13 protein-coding genes are annotated in these 19840 nt (G+C 51.0%); 10 read left to right on the top strand and 3 right to left on the bottom strand.

What is annotated here, in order from left to right; genetic code table 11:
- Positions 1-57: 57 nt before the first annotated feature.
- Positions 58-741 (top strand): hypothetical protein, encoded by a 684-nt coding sequence (locus MMB49_RS04625; protein ID WP_229940976.1) that lies wholly within the window; start codon positions 58-60, stop codon positions 739-741.
- A 73-nt stretch (positions 742-814) separates the two neighbouring features.
- Here the strand turns inward: MMB49_RS04625 and MMB49_RS04620 are convergent, their stop codons facing one another.
- Positions 815-1012: a hypothetical protein gene (locus MMB49_RS04620; protein ID WP_047272154.1), complete on the bottom strand. Its 198-nt coding sequence runs from the start codon at positions 1010-1012 to the stop codon at positions 815-817.
- A 459-nt stretch (positions 1013-1471) separates the two neighbouring features.
- Between MMB49_RS04620 and MMB49_RS04615 the strand changes: the two genes are divergently transcribed.
- Positions 1472-2221, top strand: a complete 750-nt coding sequence (locus tag MMB49_RS04615; RefSeq protein WP_232782766.1) for a restriction endonuclease — start codon at positions 1472-1474, stop codon at positions 2219-2221.
- Between the two features lie 112 nt (positions 2222-2333).
- Here the strand turns inward: MMB49_RS04615 and MMB49_RS04610 are convergent, their stop codons facing one another.
- The gene (locus tag MMB49_RS04610) at positions 2334-2897 is read right to left on the bottom strand and encodes a hypothetical protein (protein ID WP_022173496.1); all 564 of its coding nucleotides are present in this window, start codon (positions 2895-2897) and stop codon (positions 2334-2336) included.
- Positions 2898-3164: 267 nt separating this feature from the next.
- Here MMB49_RS04610 and MMB49_RS04605 point away from each other — a divergent pair, with 267 nt between their 5' ends.
- From MMB49_RS04605 to MMB49_RS04570, 8 genes are all read left to right on the top strand, one after another.
- Complete coding sequence (locus MMB49_RS04605; protein ID WP_047287560.1) at positions 3165-4226, top strand: ATP-binding protein; 1062 nt, start codon at positions 3165-3167, stop codon at positions 4224-4226.
- Positions 4219-6513, top strand: coding sequence for a S8 family peptidase (locus tag MMB49_RS04600; protein ID WP_047272149.1), 2295 nt, complete (start codon positions 4219-4221; stop codon positions 6511-6513). The genes MMB49_RS04605 and MMB49_RS04600 overlap by 8 nt, the downstream gene beginning before the upstream one ends.
- 201 nt (positions 6514-6714) lie before the next feature.
- Positions 6715-10002, top strand: coding sequence for a helicase-related protein (locus MMB49_RS04595; RefSeq protein WP_047272147.1), 3288 nt, complete (start codon positions 6715-6717; stop codon positions 10000-10002).
- Positions 9999-10715: a DUF4391 domain-containing protein gene (locus MMB49_RS04590; RefSeq protein ID WP_047272145.1), complete on the top strand. Its 717-nt coding sequence runs from the start codon at positions 9999-10001 to the stop codon at positions 10713-10715. Before MMB49_RS04595 ends, MMB49_RS04590 begins: the two co-directional genes overlap by 4 nt.
- On the top strand, positions 10712-12634 hold the full coding sequence (locus MMB49_RS04585) for a site-specific DNA-methyltransferase (protein ID WP_047297683.1): 1923 nt from the start codon (positions 10712-10714) through the stop codon (positions 12632-12634). Before MMB49_RS04590 ends, MMB49_RS04585 begins: the two co-directional genes overlap by 4 nt.
- A gap of 10 nt (positions 12635-12644) precedes the next feature.
- The gene (locus MMB49_RS04580) at positions 12645-15869 is read left to right on the top strand and encodes a type III restriction-modification system endonuclease (protein ID WP_047272143.1); all 3225 of its coding nucleotides are present in this window, start codon (positions 12645-12647) and stop codon (positions 15867-15869) included.
- Positions 15866-16516, top strand: a complete 651-nt coding sequence (locus MMB49_RS04575; RefSeq protein WP_229940978.1) for an AAA family ATPase — start codon at positions 15866-15868, stop codon at positions 16514-16516. The genes MMB49_RS04580 and MMB49_RS04575 overlap by 4 nt, the downstream gene beginning before the upstream one ends.
- Positions 16477-18375, top strand: coding sequence for an AAA family ATPase (locus MMB49_RS04570; protein ID WP_229940979.1), 1899 nt, complete (start codon positions 16477-16479; stop codon positions 18373-18375). The genes MMB49_RS04575 and MMB49_RS04570 overlap by 40 nt, the downstream gene beginning before the upstream one ends.
- Positions 18376-18572: 197 nt before the next feature.
- On the opposite strand, the gene MMB49_RS04565 is transcribed toward MMB49_RS04570, so the two are convergent.
- Positions 18573-19439, bottom strand: a complete 867-nt coding sequence (locus tag MMB49_RS04565) for a hypothetical protein (RefSeq protein ID WP_229940980.1) — start codon at positions 19437-19439, stop codon at positions 18573-18575.
- Positions 19440-19840: the final 401 nt, after the last annotated feature.

Below are 19840 nucleotides of genomic sequence, written 5' to 3'. Positions count from 1 at the left end.
GCACAGCGGAGCAAAAGGCTGTTCGCGCTGGAACTCGCCGCCACCACGGCTATCAGCGTGAATTGGTTGCTGTACATATATCTGGTGGTCAACGGCCAGGCGCTGCAGACCTCAATCGCGTACCTGACTACGCCTCTGCTCAACGTGGCGCTGGGCGTGGGCATGTTCACTGCGCAGTCACCGACGTTCCCGTGGATGGCAATCGTGCTCGCCGCCAGTTTCTCCGTCTACGGTCTGCTCAAACGCTACGTGCCGTTGGACGCCATTGCACAGGCCGAGAACGACAAGGACATGCGGCAATGGGAACCACTGAACAGCATGCTGTTGATTTCCAGCACACTCGCTTTCGCTCGATATGATGACAAACGCATGTGGGCCTATGACGTGATCGAGAATGCGATGACGCGCAATCTGGGATACTCGTTCAGCGAAGAATACGACGAAAGTGCCGAGGATAACGAGGATACGAACGAAGTCGGTGGACAGCCCGACCTACTACGCCGCCTTCGTGCACGATCCGGAAGGCAACAACATCGAGGCCATGCTCGCCTGAGTGTCCGACAGCTCAACAGCGACAAAACCAGATCCCGCCATGCGCAATGTTCGCATGGCGGGACCTGTCATATTCCCAGAGAATCAAACATCTCAGCAGCCGTATGGAAACGCGGGCCGTTCTCCGCTGAATATTCATGGACTTCCCGCAAGGCAGAAAACGTATCAGTAGGAACGGCGCTCTGTTGAGGAAGGTCTAATGAAAGTCGGAACTCGTACGTGTCTGGATTGGAACACATGTGATTTCCCCCTTTAGCCCTGGTTACTTGAACAGGTCGAACAGGCTGAACGTGGTCTTCTTGTAGACGGTGTTGTACAGCTTGCGCTTGGTGTGCAGCCAGCCCATGCCCTTCTTGCCGTAGCCAGGGATCAACGCTTTCTTGACCGCGCGGGTGGTACGGCCTTTCGTGCGCGCGGACAGGCTCTTCTTCCAGCTGGGTTTCCTCATCCCGTATTTCATGACGGCCTCTTTTCGGATGACTACCTCATATTGTGCCGCGCCCACAGCAAACCGACAAGTCAGGAACCCATACTTGGCTATGCTCCATCACTCGTCCAGGCACAAGGGGCAAGGATGCGGTGCGGACCACACCCTATCAAAACATGAACATCAGGAGCCTGCAACTGCATCTCGGAACATGCGATAAGGTGGAACCAATGGCAGAAAGGCGGTGCGGCTATGAGTGCTTGGATGATTCGCGCGGGACACGGTGGGGTGTACGCGGAAGACTGGCTTGACAAGGGGAAGATCGGCATCGGTTGGGATTTTGGAAGCAAGGATATCGCTTCCATGAAACGCGAGCAGATCCGAGCCACATATCTAGCCGAACATCCCAATGAAAGTAAAAACAGGGTGGCTGCCATCGTCGGTCAGGTGTACCGTTTCGCACACGAGATGACACAAGGGCAGACCGTCGTCATGTACGATCCGGCGAGTCGTCTTTATCATATTGGCGTCATCACCGGTGATTGCGTTCCCACGCGTGATGAAGATGACCCCGCCTATACCCGTACCGTTCGTTGGGACACATCCGCATCACGCGATGCGCTCAAGCAATCCTCCAAAAACTCCCTCGGCGGCATCCAGACTATTTTCGCCGTGTCGGACGAGGTCATGAACGACCTCCGATCAGCCACGGGGACTTCGCAGCCGATTCCGGAGGAAGCGGCAGGCGAAGACGCCTCCGACGACAATGAGGACGCCCGCGCCGCCACATATGATAATGGCATCGAGCTTATCAAGGACCGCGTGAACCAACTTGACTGGGAGGACATGGAACGCCTCGTGGCAGGACTGCTCAAAGCCATGGGATATTGCGCTCGAATCACGCCGAAAGGGCCGGACGGCAGCCGCGATGTCATAGCATCTCCCGATGCCCTTGGACTGGAATCGCCACGTATCGCGGTCGAAGTCAAGCACCGCAAGGGTGTCATGAGAGCACCTGCGATCCGTTCCTTCATTGGCGGCCTACGCGCAAACGACCGCGGACTTTATGTCTCCACCGGAGGTTTCACCAGAGAAGCCCGATACGAGGCGGACCGCTCCAATGTTCCCATGCGTCTGCTCGACCTCGACGGATTCGTCCGCCATTATGTTGATGTGTATGACAAGACCAATGAGGAGACACGCGATATTCTGCCGCTGACACGCATCTGGTGGCCAGCGTGACAGTATGAACTACCTTTGTTTCGTTTCTCTCTTAACTCGGTGGGAATGCGGAACAAAGGCAGTTCATGTCTCTTCAAGACGGAATACATGAAAAGACATAGGTGGCTCTTAGTCAATTCCTAGCATCGCTAGGATTCTCCTCCGGAATCTCTTGAAGCATTCCATCTTTGAGACACCAATTGTGACGACGATAATCCGAGAATCGCATCTCAGTAATCATCTTTTTCCCTTTGCCTTTAACGAGAAGATCAACTTCCTCTTCGCATCGGTCGAGATTAACAAGTGCGCCCCAATGGTATTGGGCATCCGCAGGCATAATGTAACGCCCAGGAGGCAGCAAACCAATCTCGCACGTTGCATTCCTCATGCCGCTATCAAGACGATTGCTTTCGACTGTAATGTCAAAAATAGGTTGATCAGATCCATTGAAGAGATAAATGCCCCATCTTCCAGCACCATCCCGATCCGGCAATTTCACGCCAGCCGCAAAAATTGATTCTGCCTGCCCGCGAATCTGCAAACGCCTCTTGTCTGTCTCCCTCTTCTCTTCAAGAGCCAGCATTCTTTTGTTAATCCGGTCGCTCGACTTCCACGCAAGAACAGAAGCAACAACTGCCAAAAGTCCACCGATGGCACCTACCCAATCGGCAATAGATCCTGAATCAACAGGAAACACGATATCTCCTTAATTTAGGGAGCTCTCAGATTCGCCTAACTCGGATTGACGAACCATTGCGGTAGACTTACAGAGTCTTAGCAGGACATGCAAGCCTTAGGGCTCCACCAGACTCCGATTCGTTGGCGCGAATCGGAGTCTTCATTTTTTTCACGTAGCCTGAATGAAGCTACAAGGCACACCATACCACATGGAACGATATGAGACAAACATGTATTATAATGAGACAAAATATATTGAAATCGAAGAGACCTAAGGTCGGGAAACATGAAGAAAAAGGATGTATTAAACCTAATCCGATACCATACGGAGCATAACGATGCCGCTTTTCGCAATGAAGCGTACAACATCGCCAAGGAATTTGATCATGCTGGAGACTCACAGCTGGCTGCATACATCATCGCGTTGCTGTCAGATGCAAATACTCTTGTTCCACAATCGGCCGGTTCCGACATTAAATCCGAATTCCTTGAAAAGAAAACTGTGATTAAGACTTCTCTGCCTCTACCTGAAACCATCGCTGATGACATTCAAGGAGTTCTCAACGCCATCGAACGGAATATTGGAATCCATAAGTTCCTCTTCCACGGCCCTGCCGGTACAGGAAAGACTGAGTCCGTAAAACAAATTTCTTCAATCATGCAACGCGAGTTATACGTCGTCAATTTCAACTCTGTCATAGACAGCCGTCTCGGGCAGACCGCAAAGAACATCACCAAACTATTCGCTGAAATCAATAGTTTTACGCACCCCGATCAGACGGTGGTGCTCTTTGACGAAATCGATGCGCTTGCCCTTGACCGCATTGACTCGCATGACATTCGAGAAATGGGCCGTGCTACGTCGGCTTTATTGCGTCAGATGGACGAACTTTCAGAACAGATTATTTTGTTCGCGACTACCAACCTATTTTCAAAATTCGACAAGGCATTCATCCGCAGATTTGATGCCGTAATTGATTTCGGAAGGTACACGAGAAAAGATCTTATTGATGTCGCAACTAGTATCATGAACGACTATGCAAAACGATTCTCATTCATAGGAAAAAACATCCGTCTTTTCAAAAAGATTCTTTCCAAGGCGGAGCAACTACCCTACCCAGGTGAGATGAAAAATCTTATCCGTTCAGCCATTGCATTCAGTAAACCCAATGATGAAAGTGATTATCTCCGTCGTATTTACATAGCTCTCATTCCCGATGGTACAAATGCAATTCAAAATATTCGAACATTGCGAGAGCAAGGATTCACACTCCGTGAAATTGAAATTCTAACTGGAATATCACGCAGCACAGCAGCTCGAGAAATGAAAGGTACCCACAATGAATAACACTCTGAGGTTAAAAGGAAAATTTGGACGCGGCAATGCACAACATCCAGGACCGCCTTCTCTGCCCGCAAACGCCGTTGTTACTACAAATCAAATACAGGATAGACTCGATGACCTTCATCAGATCATCGCATACTGGAAAACACAGCCAACCTTCATTGACCCACTTGTCGAAGTGCGTTACAAGACGATAGTCGCCAAAAGCAACCGCGTTAAACGTTTGCTAAGTAGCCATGACAAATCAGCAAACGACTCCATAGTTGGCGCGGCTTTTGGAACGAATCAAAATGGAAAACCATGCCATGTTATTACATATTATGTGAAGATGGGAACCATTGAATCAACTCTCAAAGACCTGGAGATAGCCAAAGAAATTCTTATCCATCACGGAGATTCTATTGGCAACAAAGAATTAACATCAATTACCCATGACGGTCTCGCCAAAATCGATGCACATATGGGGCTGAGCAAAACATCATTTGCGCAGATTATTCGCGATGCTTATTACGTGGAACGCTTTACCGTAAAAACTTATGCCGATCCTCAACAAGAACACGCTCTGGTGTCAATCTACGATACCGGGCGTAATGGTCTACAAACAGTCGCATTGCTGAACAAATTAGGCGTTAATGTGCTTGGCGCCAACCTGCTCGACACAACGACCATCAATATGACGCCAAATCAGTACCGTAAGCTTACGGAAACAGCACCGTATCTCGTTGCGATGTCCCTCAAAGATATGTTGGAGCTGAAATTCGAGCCAGATTCTAACCAAATCGACGATCAATTCGTTCCTTCGATTCCAACTCCGGCGAACGAACCAACTATCGGAGTAATCGACACTTGTTTCGATGAAAAGAACGCTTATTTCTCCAAATGGGTGGAATATCACAATGAACTTGATTCTCAAATCGATATAAACCCGAAAGATCTTGTTCATGGAACTGAAGTCACATCGCTCATAGTCGATGGACCAACGTTAAACCCAGCACTTGATGATGGCTGCGGCAGATTTCGCGTTCGCCATTTCGCCGTTGCCAAAAGCGGCAACAACAGTTCTTTTACCATTATGAAAACGATTCGCAACATCGTATCCAACAATCCCGACATTAAAGTATGGAATCTAAGCCTTGGCTCACGTTTGGAATCTCCCAAAAACACAATCTCCCCCGAGGCTGCAATGCTGGATAAGCTGCAGAACGAATATGACATCGTTTTCGTGGTGGCAGGAACCAATAAAACGCAAAAGGACAGCCGAATCAAGCCCAAACGTATTGGAGCACCGGCTGATTCCATCAATTCGCTCGTCGTTAATGCCACGTCCATCCTTAAAGAGCCTGCAAGCTATACCAGAGAAGGCCCTGTACTGAACTTTTTCCGCAAGCCGGACATTTCCTGCTTCGGAGGTGACGACACTGAGCAGATGGCCGTATGGTCACCACAAGGCGTGGCCTTGACAGCTGGAACATCGTTCGCAGCCCCTTGGATTACACGAAAAATGGCATATCTGATATATGTGATGCATTTCTCGCGAGAGACAGCGAAGGCCATGCTCATTGATGCGGCCTCAGGATGGAAAAAAATCTCAGCCGACAACATCAAGGTTGGATATGGCATAGTCCCCACCAATATCGAGGACATTCTTACCACCCCCTCAAACGAAATACGATTCGTTCTGGAAGGCACAATCGCTTCTTTCGAAACGTACAATTACCGTATACCAGTGCCAATGGCAAATGGGAAATACCCATATATGGCCAGAGCCACACTTTGCTATTTTCCAAAGTGCAACGCTAGACAGGGTGTTGATTACACTTCCACAGAATTGGACCTTCATTTTGGACGCATGAGAGAGAAGGGGATAGACCCCCTGAACAATAACATTCAAGGAGATCCAACCGCGTATGCCTACGAAGGTGCCGCCCGAAAACTGTACCGAAAATGGGACAACGTAAAACACGTCAGCGATATTGAAAAAAGCCGTTTCCAACCACGTATTTCTCACGGAATCCCTTACTGGGGTTTCAAGATTCGCAAAATCGAACGTTTCGATCCTCCAATCGACAAAAATGGAACTGTGGGGAAAAATGCCGGGGACGGCCTTCGCTTCGGTATCGTAGTGACGTTACGGGGTATGGATGGACGTAATCGATTCGAAGAATTCAAACAGCACTGTCAGCTTCAGATAGAGCCTTGGATCGTCGAAGAAATTGACATACATTCCAGCATCGAGCTCTACCAGGAATCAGATGTAGAAATCAATTTCGACGAAGACAGCAATGCTTAAAGGTAGCGCCTGCGACACCCTTTGGGGGACTTGCAGGCGCTATTATCGATGCAACTTCTGTGTGACTTAGTTTTGGTTCCATCATGCCCTGCTGATATTTATCTGCGGTGAGTATTCCGCCATGCGCTGCGCGTCGATTGTCCGATACTAAGAACACGTCGACCGATACTCTTTGGCTGTTCCTCCACTAGAATAAACGTTGTGACTCAGGGCTTTATCGATAACAAGACTTCGCTGGTCAAGGACGACCTTGTTCGTACGATACGTGAGGGGGACAGAATCTCCATCGCGGCGGCTTCGTTCTCGATGTACGCGTACAGGGAGCTGCGCGAACAATTGGAACATGCAGGCGCGTTCCGTTTCATCTATACGTCAAAGACATTCACCGAGGACGCCACCCCCAAGGAACAACGCGAATTCTACATCCCACGCTTGGAACGCGAACAGAGCCTGTATGGCACTCCATTGGAGATCCGCCTGCGCAACGAGCTCACGCAGAAGGCCATCGCCACGGAATGCGCCAACTGGATCCGTCGCAAGAAGGCTCGTTTCATGTCGTTCTCTGAGGGGTCAAATATAGCCCAGTTTCTCGGAGTGGAACATGGCGACGAGCACATCGCGTACATGCCGTTCAACGAGTTCACGACCACGCAGTTAGGTGTGAGCCGACACGCAGCCTCCTATCAAGGCGTCGCCAAAGTGGACGGCTCTGCAGCCAAAGGCTTCTTGGACCAGTTCAATAGTGCTTGGGACAGCGGCGACTTGCATGACGTGACCGACAAGGTCATCGACGGCATCGAGCGCATGTACCAAGAAAACCCGCCCGAACTCGTCTACTACATGGCGCTATACCGCATCTTCAGCGAATTCCTCGACGATATCTCCGAGGACGTGCTGCCGAAGGAGGGCACCGGTTTCCGTGAAAGCCTGATCTGGAACAAGCTGTACGACTTCCAGAAGGACGCGGCCCTCGCGATCATCAACAAACTCGAAACATACGACGGCTGCATCCTCGCGGATTCGGTCGGTTTGGGCAAGACGTTCACCGCGCTAGCCGTGATCAAGTACTTCGAGGCCCGCAACCGCAACGTGCTCGTCCTGTGCCCGAAGAAGCTCAAGGACAACTGGGTCACATACAAGTCGAACGCGACGAACAACCCAATCGCCGGCGACCACCTGCGTTACGATGTGCTGTTCCATACGGATCTGAGCCGCACACGAGGCGATACGATCATGAGCATTCCGATTGAGCGGATCAACTGGGGTAACTATGACCTCGTGGTCATCGATGAGTCGCACAACTTCCGCAATGGCGCAGACAGCGCCGCCAAGGCCGACGACAAAGAAAACCGATACCAGAAGCTCCTCAACAAGGTCATCCATTCCGGCGTGCCTACAAAGGTGCTTATGCTCTCCGCCACCCCGGTGAACAATCGTTTCCGAGATCTGCAGAACCAGCTCGAGCTGGCCTACGGCGACAAAGGCGATGAATGGTCCAGGAAGCTCGGGCTTTCCACCAATATCGATATGGCGTTCCGCAACGCGCAGAAGGCTTACGGTGTCTGGTCGAAACTCGAACCGGAGGAACGCAGCACCAAACGTCTGATGGACATGCTCGACTTCGATTTCTTCCGTATCCTCGATCAGGTCACCGTCGCACGCAGCCGCCGCCACATCCGTAACCATTACGATATGGATGCGATCGGCGGCTTCCCTGAACGTCTCCGCCCGCAGACCATCCGCCCGGCGCTGTCCACGGAAAGCGACTGCGTATCCTACGACGAGATCTATGACGAGCTGGAAAGGCTCACCCTCGCGCTATACACGCCGTCCGAATTCGTGCTCGAATCGCGCATGAGCAAGTACTTCGACAATGACAAAATCGAAGGCCTGACAATCCGGGGCCGAGAAACGGGTGTGCGCAAGCTCATGGCCACGAACTTGCTCAAACGTTTCGAGAGCAGCGTCCACTCGTTCCGCATGACATTGAACCGCGTGCTCGGCTACATGTCGGATACGGTCGGCACGATCGACTCGTATGAGGAATACCGTGCCAAGCATTACGACACCGGCGTGCTTGAGCAAATTGATATTGATCGTTTCGACGACGGATTCGACCTGGATCAGGATGATACGGAGAGTATGGATCCTGACGAGTTCGCCACCAAAGGCAAGACCCGATTCCTGCTGTCCGACATGGATTGGTGCACCTGGCGCGATTGCATTCTTCGCGACATGGATGTCATCCACCGCCTGCTGAACATGGTCTCCAGCATCGACGCGGCACACGACGCGAAGCTGCAGCGTCTGTACCGGACCATCAGCGACAAGCAGAACCAGCCCATCAACCCCGGCAACCACAAGATCCTCATCTTCACCGCATTCGCAGACACCGCCGACTACCTGTACGAGCACGTCAGCAAATACGCCGGCATGCTGGGATTGAATACCGCGGAAGTGACCGGCACGAATCCGGGACGATGCACAGTCAAGAAGGTAGGCGGTCACATGTCCGACATCCTGGCATGCTTCTCCCCTATTTCAAAGGAACGCGATATAACTGTGCCCCGGTTGAAAGACACAAACATCGACATTCTGATCGCCACAGACTGTATCTCCGAAGGGCAGAATCTGCAGGATTGCGACATGATGGTCAACTACGACATCCATTGGAATCCTGTGCGTATCATCCAGCGTTTTGGCCGCATCGACCGTATCGGTTCGACGAACAAGCGTATCCAACTGGTCAACTATTGGCCCGACGTGGATCTCGACAAATATCTCAAGCTCAAAGACAGAGTCGAGGCGCGCATGAAGGTTGCTGTGATGGCTTCTACCGGCGACGATGACTACATCAATCCCGACGAGAAGGGAGATTTGGAGTACCGGGAACGCCAGCTCAGGCAAATGCAGGACGAGGTACTTGATCTTGAAGATGTGGACGGCGGCGTCAGCATCACCGACCTCGGTCTCAATGAGTTCCGCATGGATCTGGTCGGTTATCACCGAGACAATCCCGACATCGAACGCACACCTACGGGCATCAACGCAGTGGTCGAGGGCGACGAGCCCGGCATCCTGTTCGTGCTGCGCAACACGAACAAGGACGTGAAGGCCATGGGCCGCAACCCGATCCACCCGTATTATCTTGTGCATGTCGGCGACGACGGAAGGATCCTGCACGGGCATCTGAATGCCAAGGACTGCCTCGACGTGATGCGCAAGCTGTGCAAAGGCAAGGATACATATGATCCGCGCCTATGCCGTGCATACAATCGGTTCACCCATGACGGCAAGGACATGCGCCACGCATCCGACCTGCTGCGTGAAGCGGTCAGAAGCATCATGGACCAGGATGATGCGACTGCGGCCGACAGCTTCTTCACCGGATCCATGGGATCTTTTCTTGACGAGAACGTGAAGGGGCTCGACGATTTCGAACTGGTTTGTTTCCTCGTCATCCGACCTGCAACGGGAGGTAAGTCATGAGCGGCATCGAATCATGCGGGCCGGTGACCGCACTCACGTTGGGACTGCCCAGTACCACCGCGGTCATGCATCCGAGGGGACGGCTCACCAAAGAACGCTTCTATACGAACACCAAAGTAGGCAAACGCTTACGGCAGCATTTCATCGAGGACATCGACTCAATCACCATGCTCGCCGTAATCCGCGAGCAGGAGACCGGCATACCGGCAGGACCGCTCACTAACGAAATCAACGTGATTGGCCTGGAGCAATCCACGGAACATCCGCCGCTGGAGGTCATGGAGCACATCGCCCGCACCCGCGACGAGCTGACCCGGCACAGGTCGCGTATCCTGTTCGTCTGCATGAATGGCAGCATGACAAAATTCGCGGTGTTCCGCAATGCGAACGTGGCCGAGGGGCTCACGGAGGGCTCGGTCCATATGGGAGAACCGGTGGAATGCGAATCCGCACGCGTCCGTCTGAACGGAACCGATCTGGACGCCGTATGGGATTCCCTGTGCGCGGAGACCATCCTCGGCGCGTCGGATCCGACGCGCGTCGACCGACGCATCGTGTCCCGCACGCGCATAATGAGACTTGTCAAAGAAATAGACCAGCTGGAACGACGCCACGCCAAGGCTGTCCAGATAGGCCAGCGGAACAGGCTATGGGACGATTTGCAGGCCAAGCGGCACGAGCTCGAACAGGAACAACAAGGAGAAACACTGTGAGTGACATCGAGAAGATCCACGGCATCACACCGGATTTGACCAGGGAGAACGTGGACAGGCTGCTCGCCCTGTTTCCAGACGTGGCCACCGAGATCACTGACCCGAAGACCGGCAGAACCGAACGCGCGGTGGACTTCGACGCGCTGAAAGAGCGACTTGGTGATGTGGCGGAAGGCAACCGGGAACGCTACCAGTTCACTTGGCCCGGCAAACGCGAGGCGAAACGCCTCGCCCGCGAACCCATCGCCAAGACCCTGCGACCCGTCAAGGAACGCAGCAAGGACTGGGACACCACCAGGAACCTGTACATCGAGGGAGACAACCTCGACGCGTTGAAGCTCCTGCGCGAGAACTACGCCGGCAAAGTCAAGCTCATCTACATCGATCCGCCCTACAACACCGGCCACGATTTCGTCTACGACGACGACTTCTCCCAAACCCATGACGAATTCAATGCCGAAAGCGGAGAATACAACGAGGAAGGCGGCCGCTTGGTCGCCAATCCGGAAAGCAACGGGCGTTTCCATTCCGACTGGTGCTCGATGATCTACCCACGCCTCCTGCTTGCACGTGATCTGTTCACCCAGGATGGTGCCATCTTCATCAGCATCGATGATAATGAGGATAAGAACCTAAAAAACATATGTGACGAGATTTTTGGCGCTTCTAATTTCGTCGACACAATCATATGGCAAAAAAGATATAGCCCGCAAAATGCCGTCCAATGGTTCTCTGAAAGCCATGACTATATTCTTGTCTATGCAAAAAACAAATCACAATGGTTTCCGAATCTTCTCAAACGCAGCGACGAAATGAACGCACGATACACAAATCGTGACAACGATCCCCGAGGACCATGGAAACCGGCGGATTCCACTGCACAAGGTGGACACGGAACGAAATCACAGTTCTATACGCTCACTGCTCCCAATGGGAAGCAGCATAACCCTCCAAGCGGTCGATGCTGGCTGTATACACAACCGGTCATGGAAAAAATGATTGCTGATAATCGAGTATGGTTCGGCGAAGACGGCAATAACATGCCGGCGATCAAACGCTTCCTCTCAGAGGTCAAACAGGGTGTCGCATGTCAAACAATATGGCCTTATACGGAAGTAGGGCACAACCAGGAAGGTAAAAAAGAGCTGAAAGCACTTTTCCCTGAAGAAGTTCCTTTCGATACCCCGAAGCCGACACGTTTGATGAAACGTATTCTTGATATTGCCTCCGATAAGGATTCCCTCATATTGGACTTCTTCTCCGGTTCAGCAACCATGGGCGAAGCTGTCATCCAAGAAAATGCCGATGATGAGGGACAGCGTAAATTCATCCTTGTTCAGCTGCCTGAAGAGACAACAGGCCAATACTCGGCTCTTACGGAAATCGGCGAGGAACGCATCCGCCGTGCCGGCGAGAAAATCAAGTCCGAGATTGAAGCGGAGAATGCGCAACTGACACTCGACGGCACTCCCAAGAAGGTGCCGGACATCGGCTTCCGTGTGCTCCGTGTGGATGACTCGAATTACGAGGACAGGCGCAAGCTCGTCGACGAGTATTCCCAGAAGGACATCGACGACGACGTGGACATCACGAAAATGGATCGTTCCGATCTGGATCTGCTGTTCGAGGCGCTGCCGAAGTTTCAGTTGCCGTACAGCTCGAAGATCGACGTCCTGTCGGGAGGCGAGTTCGACGGCCACACCGTGTACAGCGTAAACGACGGCCAGCTGCTCGCATGCTTCGAGGACAGTGTCCCCGAATCGCTGGTCCGCGCGATGGCGGCGTTCAAGCTGCGTCCGTCCTATGTGCTGGTCTCCGAGAACGGTTTCCTGAACAGTGCTGCGCGTACGAACTTCACCGAGATCTTCAAGCAGTCCGCCGACGAGAAGACCGGCGCCACGCAGATCCGCATCATCTGAGGTCACCGATATGCAATTCAAATTCTCGCAATACCAGTACCAGACCGATGCCGCGGACGCGGTCTGCGATGTGTTCGACGGCCAGCCTTTGCAGGACGGCGTCTCATACATCCGCGACACCGGCATCCGCAGGCCCACGTCCCCGGCGCTCCAGCCCGCTCAGGACGCTTTCGATATCCCCGAGTTGAGGCCGGTGCAGGAGATGCTCGGCCATTTCGACGCGGATGACGACACGGGCTACCGCAACGCAGATCTGTTGCTGGACGGCGAAAGGCTGCTCGCCAACATCAAAAACGTACAACGTCGGCAGAACCTGACGGAATCCCCGAAGCTGTACACGGATCCGGCCGGTGCCGTCGAACTGGACGTAGAGATGGAGACCGGCACGGGCAAGACGTTCGTGTACACGAAGACCATGTTCGAATTGAACCGCAGGTATGGCTGGTCGAAGTTCATCGTCGTGGTCCCGTCCATCGCCATCCGCGAGGGCGTCGCCAAATCGTTGGACATGACAGGCGACTATTTCTACACGTCCGGCCGCGACGGCAACGAGGGCTATGGGAAGAAACTGCACTCCTTCATCTACGACTCGTCGAATCTGAACCGGCTGGACGAATTCGCCCAGTCCTCGGACATCCAGGTGATGGTCATCAACATGCAGGCGTTCAACACGTCCATGAAGGAGAACGGGCGTAGCAGGGACGCGAGAATCATCTTCTCGGAACGTGACGATTTCGGCTCGCGCCGCCCGATCGACGTGATCAGTGCGAGCCATCCGATCATGATCCTGGACGAGCCGCAGAAAATGGGCGGCAAGGCCACGCAGGCGGGCATACGCCTGTTCAAACCATTGTTCACGCTGAACTATTCCGCCACGCACAAGATAAAGCACGACCTCGTGTATGCGCTGGACGCGCTGGACGCGTACAACCAGCGTCTGGTCAAGCGCATCGAGGTCAAGGGCTTCGAGCTGAACAACATGCGCGGCACCGACGGCTACCTGTATCTGCAGGACGTCATCGTCAGCAAAAACAGGGCGCCGCAGGCCCGTATCGAATACAAGAAGCTGTCCTCGGCCGGTAAGGTCGTGACCACGTCCGGACTGTTCGACGAGGGCGACGACGTCTACACCGCGTCCGGCGGGCTAGAGGCGTACCGCGACGGCTGGCGCATCGCTCCGGACGGCATCGTGCCCGACGGCCTGGAGCCAGGCCGGACCGGCTACGTGCGGTTCATGAATGGCGAGACGCTCGGCAAGGGCCGTATCATGAACGACGGATCCGAGGCAGACATGCGCCGCGTGCAGATCCGCGAGACCATCCTTTCCCACCTGCACAAGGAGGAGCACCTGTGGGCGCGAGGCATCAAATGCCTGAGCCTGTTCTTCATCGACGAGGTCGCGAAATACCGACAGTACGACGATGACGGCGAGCCGTTGAACGGCGAGTACGCGGACATGTTCGAGCAGGAGTACGACCGTTGCGTGCATGATTTCGTCGAGAACCGTCTCGACGACGGGTCCGGCTATCTCGACTGGCTACGTACCACACACGGCCGTTACGTGCACAAGGGATATTTCAGCATCGACAAGCACGGTCATTCCATCGACTCGAAAGTCAAACGCGGGTCGGAAGACAGCGACGACATCAGCGCATACGACCTGATTCTGAAAAACAAGGAACGACTGTTGAGCTTCGACGAGCCCACGAGGTTCATCTTCAGCCATTCCGCGCTGCGCGAGGGATGGGACAACCCGAACGTGTTCCAGATCTGCACGTTGAAGCATTCGGACAACGAGGTCGGCAAACGCCAGGAGGTCGGACGCGGCCTGCGCCTGTGCGTGAACCGCGAGGGCGTGCGTCAGGATCGTAACCTGCTCAGCGACGCGGACTTCCTTGACGTGAACCTGTTGACCGTTATCGCGTCGGAAAGCTACGAAAGATTCGCCGAAAGCCTGCAGAAGGACATCGAGACCGACCTGCGAGAGCGGCCAATCGTCATCAACGATGCGTTCTTCGCCAAGACATGCGTTCCGGCCGACAAGCTCGGTCCGGAGTATGCGGGCTTGGGAGACGTGTCGTTCAGCAAGGACGAGGCGCGTGACATCGTGTACGCGCTGACCGTGGACCGGCTCATCGACCGCGACGGCAAGCTGACCGACAAGTACAAGGAAGAGCGTTTCGGCAAGGATGCGGTGGAACTTCTGCCAGAACCCTTGCGAAAGAAGGTCCCGGCAATCCGTCTCGTGCTGGACAGCGTGGTGGAAGGCACCACCAAGGTGCTGATCGGCAACGCATTGAAGCGTAAGGTACATGGCAATCCGCTCAATGCCAACTGGCAGAAAAAGGAGTTCCAGGAGCTCTGGAGGCGCATCAACCACAAGTATGCGTATACCGTCAGCTTCGACGACGACGAACTCGTCAAAAACGCAGTCAAGGCAATTGACGAGCGTCTGGTCGTATCGAAACTGTCCTACACGGTCACGCGCGGCATCCAGAAAGAGAACGCTTCACGCAACGAGCTCGCGGACCGCACCCACTTCCACAGGAACGACTCCTATACCGGTGGCTTGGATGTCGACGCTTCGAACGGCGTGAGATACGATCTGCTCGGCGAGATCGCGCAGGCTGCGACCATCACGCGTCGTTGTGCGGCACGCATCCTCAAGAGCATTCGGCCGGACCGGTTCCTCATGTTCAGGGACAATCCAGAGCAGTTCATCGCGAGGGTCGGCCGTCTGATTGTTCAGGAGAAGGCGAACATGGTCGTTGACCATATCTGCTACGACCGGATCGAAGGCGGATACGATTCGAGCATCTTCACCAAGGGCGGCAACAATCGTGATGAGGCCGAAGGCTATCAGGCGTCCAAGTGCGTGCAGGACTGGGTGTTCCCCGATGGCAGGATCGAAAGCGATTTCGCCAAGGACCTCGATAACGCGGCGGAAGTCGCGGTGTATGCGAAACTGCCGCGTGGATTCCAGATTCCGACCCCGGTCGGCAACTACGCCCCTGACTGGGCCGTGGCCTTCCGCGACGACAGCGGTCTCAAGCACCTGTTCTTCGTCGCCGAAACCAAGGGCAGCCTGGAATCGTTCGACCTGCGTGGAATCGAGAACAGCAAGATAGCCTGCGCGAAACGACTGTTCAACCAACTCGATCTCGCAGATGGAACCCGTTACGAGCAGGCCACCACCTATCAGACCCTACTCGACGAGGTGAAGGCACTGCAATGACAACCAGAAAGAGAAAGAATAAAATTATGGAAAAAATCAAAGAGATCGAAGTATCTGGACGAATTTATGGAGCTGGGGAAAAACTTGAAATATTTGCACTCAATAGCCACAATAACCAAACTGTATCATGGTGTACCATCTACGGGAAAAATGGGTCCGGCAAAACTACATTATCAAAGGCCTTGTGGAACTATTCTCATCCCGATGATGAGTCTCTCGAAACCGATTCACCGCAAACTTCTTTTAATCTTGAGAGCAATATTTCGCCAGAGAATTGTTATGTATTCAATGAAGACTTTATTAATAGAAGAGTTCGATTTAATCAAGACAATTTAGGTGCCATTGTTTCACTTGGTTCACAAGGTGATGCTCAAGATAAAATCAAGGAAAACGAAGATGCGCTTGAAGCAAAACAAAAAGAAATTGACACATTGAAATGGACTATTGATGGCAGTAAAAGCGAGAACCGCAAACAAGATAATAGCAGTCCATTAACTAAGCAAAGTGAAGAAGCAAAAAAAATTTACTCAGTGCATTCAAAGGCGATGATCGCTGGGCTGGTTATATTAAGAGGATACGCGGCAACAAACAAAATGCAAGTGTCAGCTTGCCAAACATTCAAAGAATGTATTCTGAAAGTACTTTAAATAGTATTCCTGATTTTGAAGAATTTCGTTCACGTTTGGAAGCTTTTGAGCGTACTGGTACTTTAAAAAAAGTAATTAACATTGATAAATCTTTCTTGATACACTATGAGCGCATAGTGGACTCAATTTTCACTGTTCTCACCACGACACCTGCAAGTACAGGTGATACAAATTTGTCTTCCATCATTAATCTACTCAAAGAAGCGAAAAGCGACGAGACAAAAGAACTCTTTAGAAGCAATAAAGAACATTGTCCGTTATGTCTACAAGCAATCGATCAGAATTGGAAGAAAAAGGTACTTGAAGCAATCGATCTACTTGATTCATCACAAGAATCAGAACAAATTATTCAGCAAACAGAACAAATCAACTCATATATATCTAATTACAAAACAAAAGTTTACATCATTCTGGAACATGAAATCCTAAAAGACTCAGATGATACGATAATCAACATCAGACGTGATATCGAAACTTTTGACAATATGCTTGATATCTTTCAACAAGCATTGGAAAAGAAAATGAAATCACCCTCATCGCTCATTAACCTCAAACAAAATATACAAACTAAAGAAAATATTATACAAGAATTTAATATAATTGATAATAATCTCGATTTATTGAACAACAAGATTAATAACCGAAATAAGCAAATTGATAAACACGCCCAAGAAGCGTCTTTACTTGAACAAATGATAAATACAATTAGTCTATCTGAAAATAAGAATTTATATTATTCTTACAATAAAGTAATTGCAAACTATAACAAGAAGAAAGAGGAACTTGAGCAAAGGAAAAATGAACTTAATGATATTCAAAAAAAACTAAACGAAGCAAAGGATGAACTTCGCAGAACCAATATTCAAATGGACCATCTGAACTCTGCACTTTCACTTATTTTTCTTAGTCCCAATAGACTTTCCTTGGAAGGAACGCCCAATGGAGAATATGGGATTTATGTAAGAGGAAAGCGAGTATCTCTATCCAATCTATCCGCAGGAGAGAAGAATGCAATAGCTCTTTCATATTTCTTTTCAATGCCATATGAAAATAGATCTGAAGAGTATTTTTCTAAAAACGACTCTCTGTTCGTTCTTGATGATCCAGTCAGCTCTTTAGATAGAAATAATGAAATTGGAATTTATTCATTAATTGAGCATGAGATATCAGAAATCAAAAAACTCACAAATACTAATAACAATTTTGTGCAAGTTATAGCTTTAACACATAGTCTTCCTGTATACTATGCACTCAAAAAAATTGCTGACGATGTCTTCAAAAAGAAAAAAGGCAAACCGCCGGAGACTACCTGTAAAATGCTAAGTAAAGGTAAGCTCACTGAAACAAAAGTAATTGATTACAACTATAGAAGTCTTATACAAGACATATATGATTTCGCCAAATCAAATCTTACTGATATTTCGAATAGCCCGGCATCTTATTATGGAACAGCTAATAAGTTAAGACGTGTACTTGAAGAATATTCCTACTTCAACTTTGATATCGGAGGAACAGGTCTACCCAAAAACCAATTAGTAAACGAATACCTTGAAACATGCGTACAGTCACATAAAGTACACAGTGAAACTAGAGATAAAATTACTCGTGCTCTAGTTCCTCTTTGGATGAATTCAGAGAGCCACGGTGAAGAAAAAGTAAAGTCCGGATCAATCGACCACAATATTCAACTTCTAGATCCAGAAGAAACTCAAAAGTGCGCTCGCCTAATGCTGCTCCTACTAGATTTGCTGCACCCAACAGGACTTCCAGGTTTAATAAACAGTCAAATCCCTGAGAAAGACCAGAAAGACATTAATCAACATCTTTCGAAGTGGGACAGTGAATTTGCTGAACTATAGATAGACAGAAACATCTCTCTTATTTTCAACAAATATTGACCAATAAGGTCTGTTACCGAGAAAAATCCATATATTTTCACCCGATAACAGACCTTACATATTGCATCAAATCCTCTCCGAGGGAATAAACAGCGGTATGAGTAAGTGATAAAGTTATTATGAATAGAATCATTTATCACTATCAGCCCATCATTTTTTCAGTCGTCAATCTCGATCGCATGAATCGTGACTTCCGTGTCAGCATCTGCGGTATTGGCTTTCTTGAATTCCGGGCGAAGTTCCATGCCGGTCTCATCGAACTCACCGTTCAGATTGCGCACCAGCACATCGGCCAATCGGCCACCCATGGGTTTGAACGTCGCATAGGTTATCGCCCCGGAAATGGCACCGCCAACAACGGGCACAACCTTGGCAACGGCCTTGCCAACCGACTCCTTCACCACCCGTTTGCCAACCATCGCGCCGATTTTCTTGAGCAATGGATACCAAGTCGTTTTCGTCAAAGCCTGTTGCGTGATCTTCTTGCCCATGTTTTTGCCGACTTCCCTGGCAAGCTTTCCTACCAACATCGCCGAACCTGACGCGCCGAGCATCACACCCAAATACGCAAGGACTCGGACTTTGGCACCTTCATTCAGTTCCGACTCGTCGGTGAACAAATCATCCTCTCCGAAGAGATAGGCGATTTTCTGCGCCAGATTGATCGCGAAACCAAAGTATTGGGCCACATCGGCACCTCCAGCGGCAACGGCGGCAGGCCCGCCGGGGATTCCTGCCACAAAAGCGGCAAGAGTGGTCTGATTCGTCGATTTCTTAATCAGCCCATCCGCTTTTCTTCGCAACGACTCCGCCGTATACACATGCTGCGGGCCATGCTCCAGAATCTCATCAAGATATTCCGAACCGGCGAATTGCTGCCGCAGAAACGCTTCCCTATCAACCCTGATAACCGGAAGCTTTGCAACGCTTCCGATCATATTTATCGCCACATCATAAAGCTCTTCGTCGGTTTTCTTAGCCATGTTCTCTCCATTCTGATAAGACGCATTGCGCTTAACGCCCATGGTATCTGCTCCTTTATTTGTTCGATGGATATAACATGCGGGCGATCCGCATTCACCATGAGCCATGTTTCCTTCGCGAGCGCGAGGGGCTTTCAACAGATAGAGCCTGCATTAAAAGCAGCAGCCTGTTAAAGCAGATTCGAGCACTTTTCTCGCGCATTTTCACGCACTTGCACGCACGCAGATTCCAATCACACACTTCACGCTCATGCGGGATGGGTTCAACGTAATCGCCAAGGAAATCAACGATGCTCCATGAAGCTCCTTGGCAGCAAGACGCCCAACAAGGTATGGAACCGGGGAATAAGCAAGATGCAATCGCGTCGTCAGAAACCGAATCGCGTCGTAATCCCGTCATAATCGCGTCGTAATCGGGTAGCGCGAAAACCATAACCGTAATG

The organism is Bifidobacterium sp. SKU (genome assembly GCF_026016405.1).
GTDB lineage: Bacteria > Actinomycetota > Actinomycetes > Actinomycetales > Bifidobacteriaceae > Bifidobacterium > Bifidobacterium bifidum.
The sequence above is the reverse complement of the archived record's forward strand: the minus strand, read 5'-3'. Positions and strand labels throughout refer to the sequence as shown.

Bases quoted from the DNA above. Each gene is read 5' to 3' on its own strand.
- MMB49_RS04620 (WP_047272154.1), bottom strand. From the start codon at position 1,012: ATGAAATACGGGATGAGGAAACCCAGCTGGAAGAAGAGCCTGTCCGCG.
- MMB49_RS04565 (WP_229940980.1), bottom strand. From the start codon at position 19,439: ATGGGCGTTAAGCGCAATGCGTCTTATCAGAATGGAGAGAACATGGCT.
- MMB49_RS04580 (WP_047272143.1), top strand. From the start codon at position 12,645: ATGCAATTCAAATTCTCGCAATACCAGTACCAGACCGATGCCGCGGAC.
- MMB49_RS04605 (WP_047287560.1), top strand. From the start codon at position 3,165: ATGAAGAAAAAGGATGTATTAAACCTAATCCGATACCATACGGAGCAT.
- MMB49_RS04615 (WP_232782766.1), top strand. From the start codon at position 1,472: ATGTACGATCCGGCGAGTCGTCTTTATCATATTGGCGTCATCACCGGT.
- MMB49_RS04590 (WP_047272145.1), top strand. From the start codon at position 9,999: ATGAGCGGCATCGAATCATGCGGGCCGGTGACCGCACTCACGTTGGGA.
- MMB49_RS04575 (WP_229940978.1), top strand. From the start codon at position 15,866: ATGACAACCAGAAAGAGAAAGAATAAAATTATGGAAAAAATCAAAGAG.
- MMB49_RS04600 (WP_047272149.1), top strand. From the start codon at position 4,219: ATGAATAACACTCTGAGGTTAAAAGGAAAATTTGGACGCGGCAATGCA.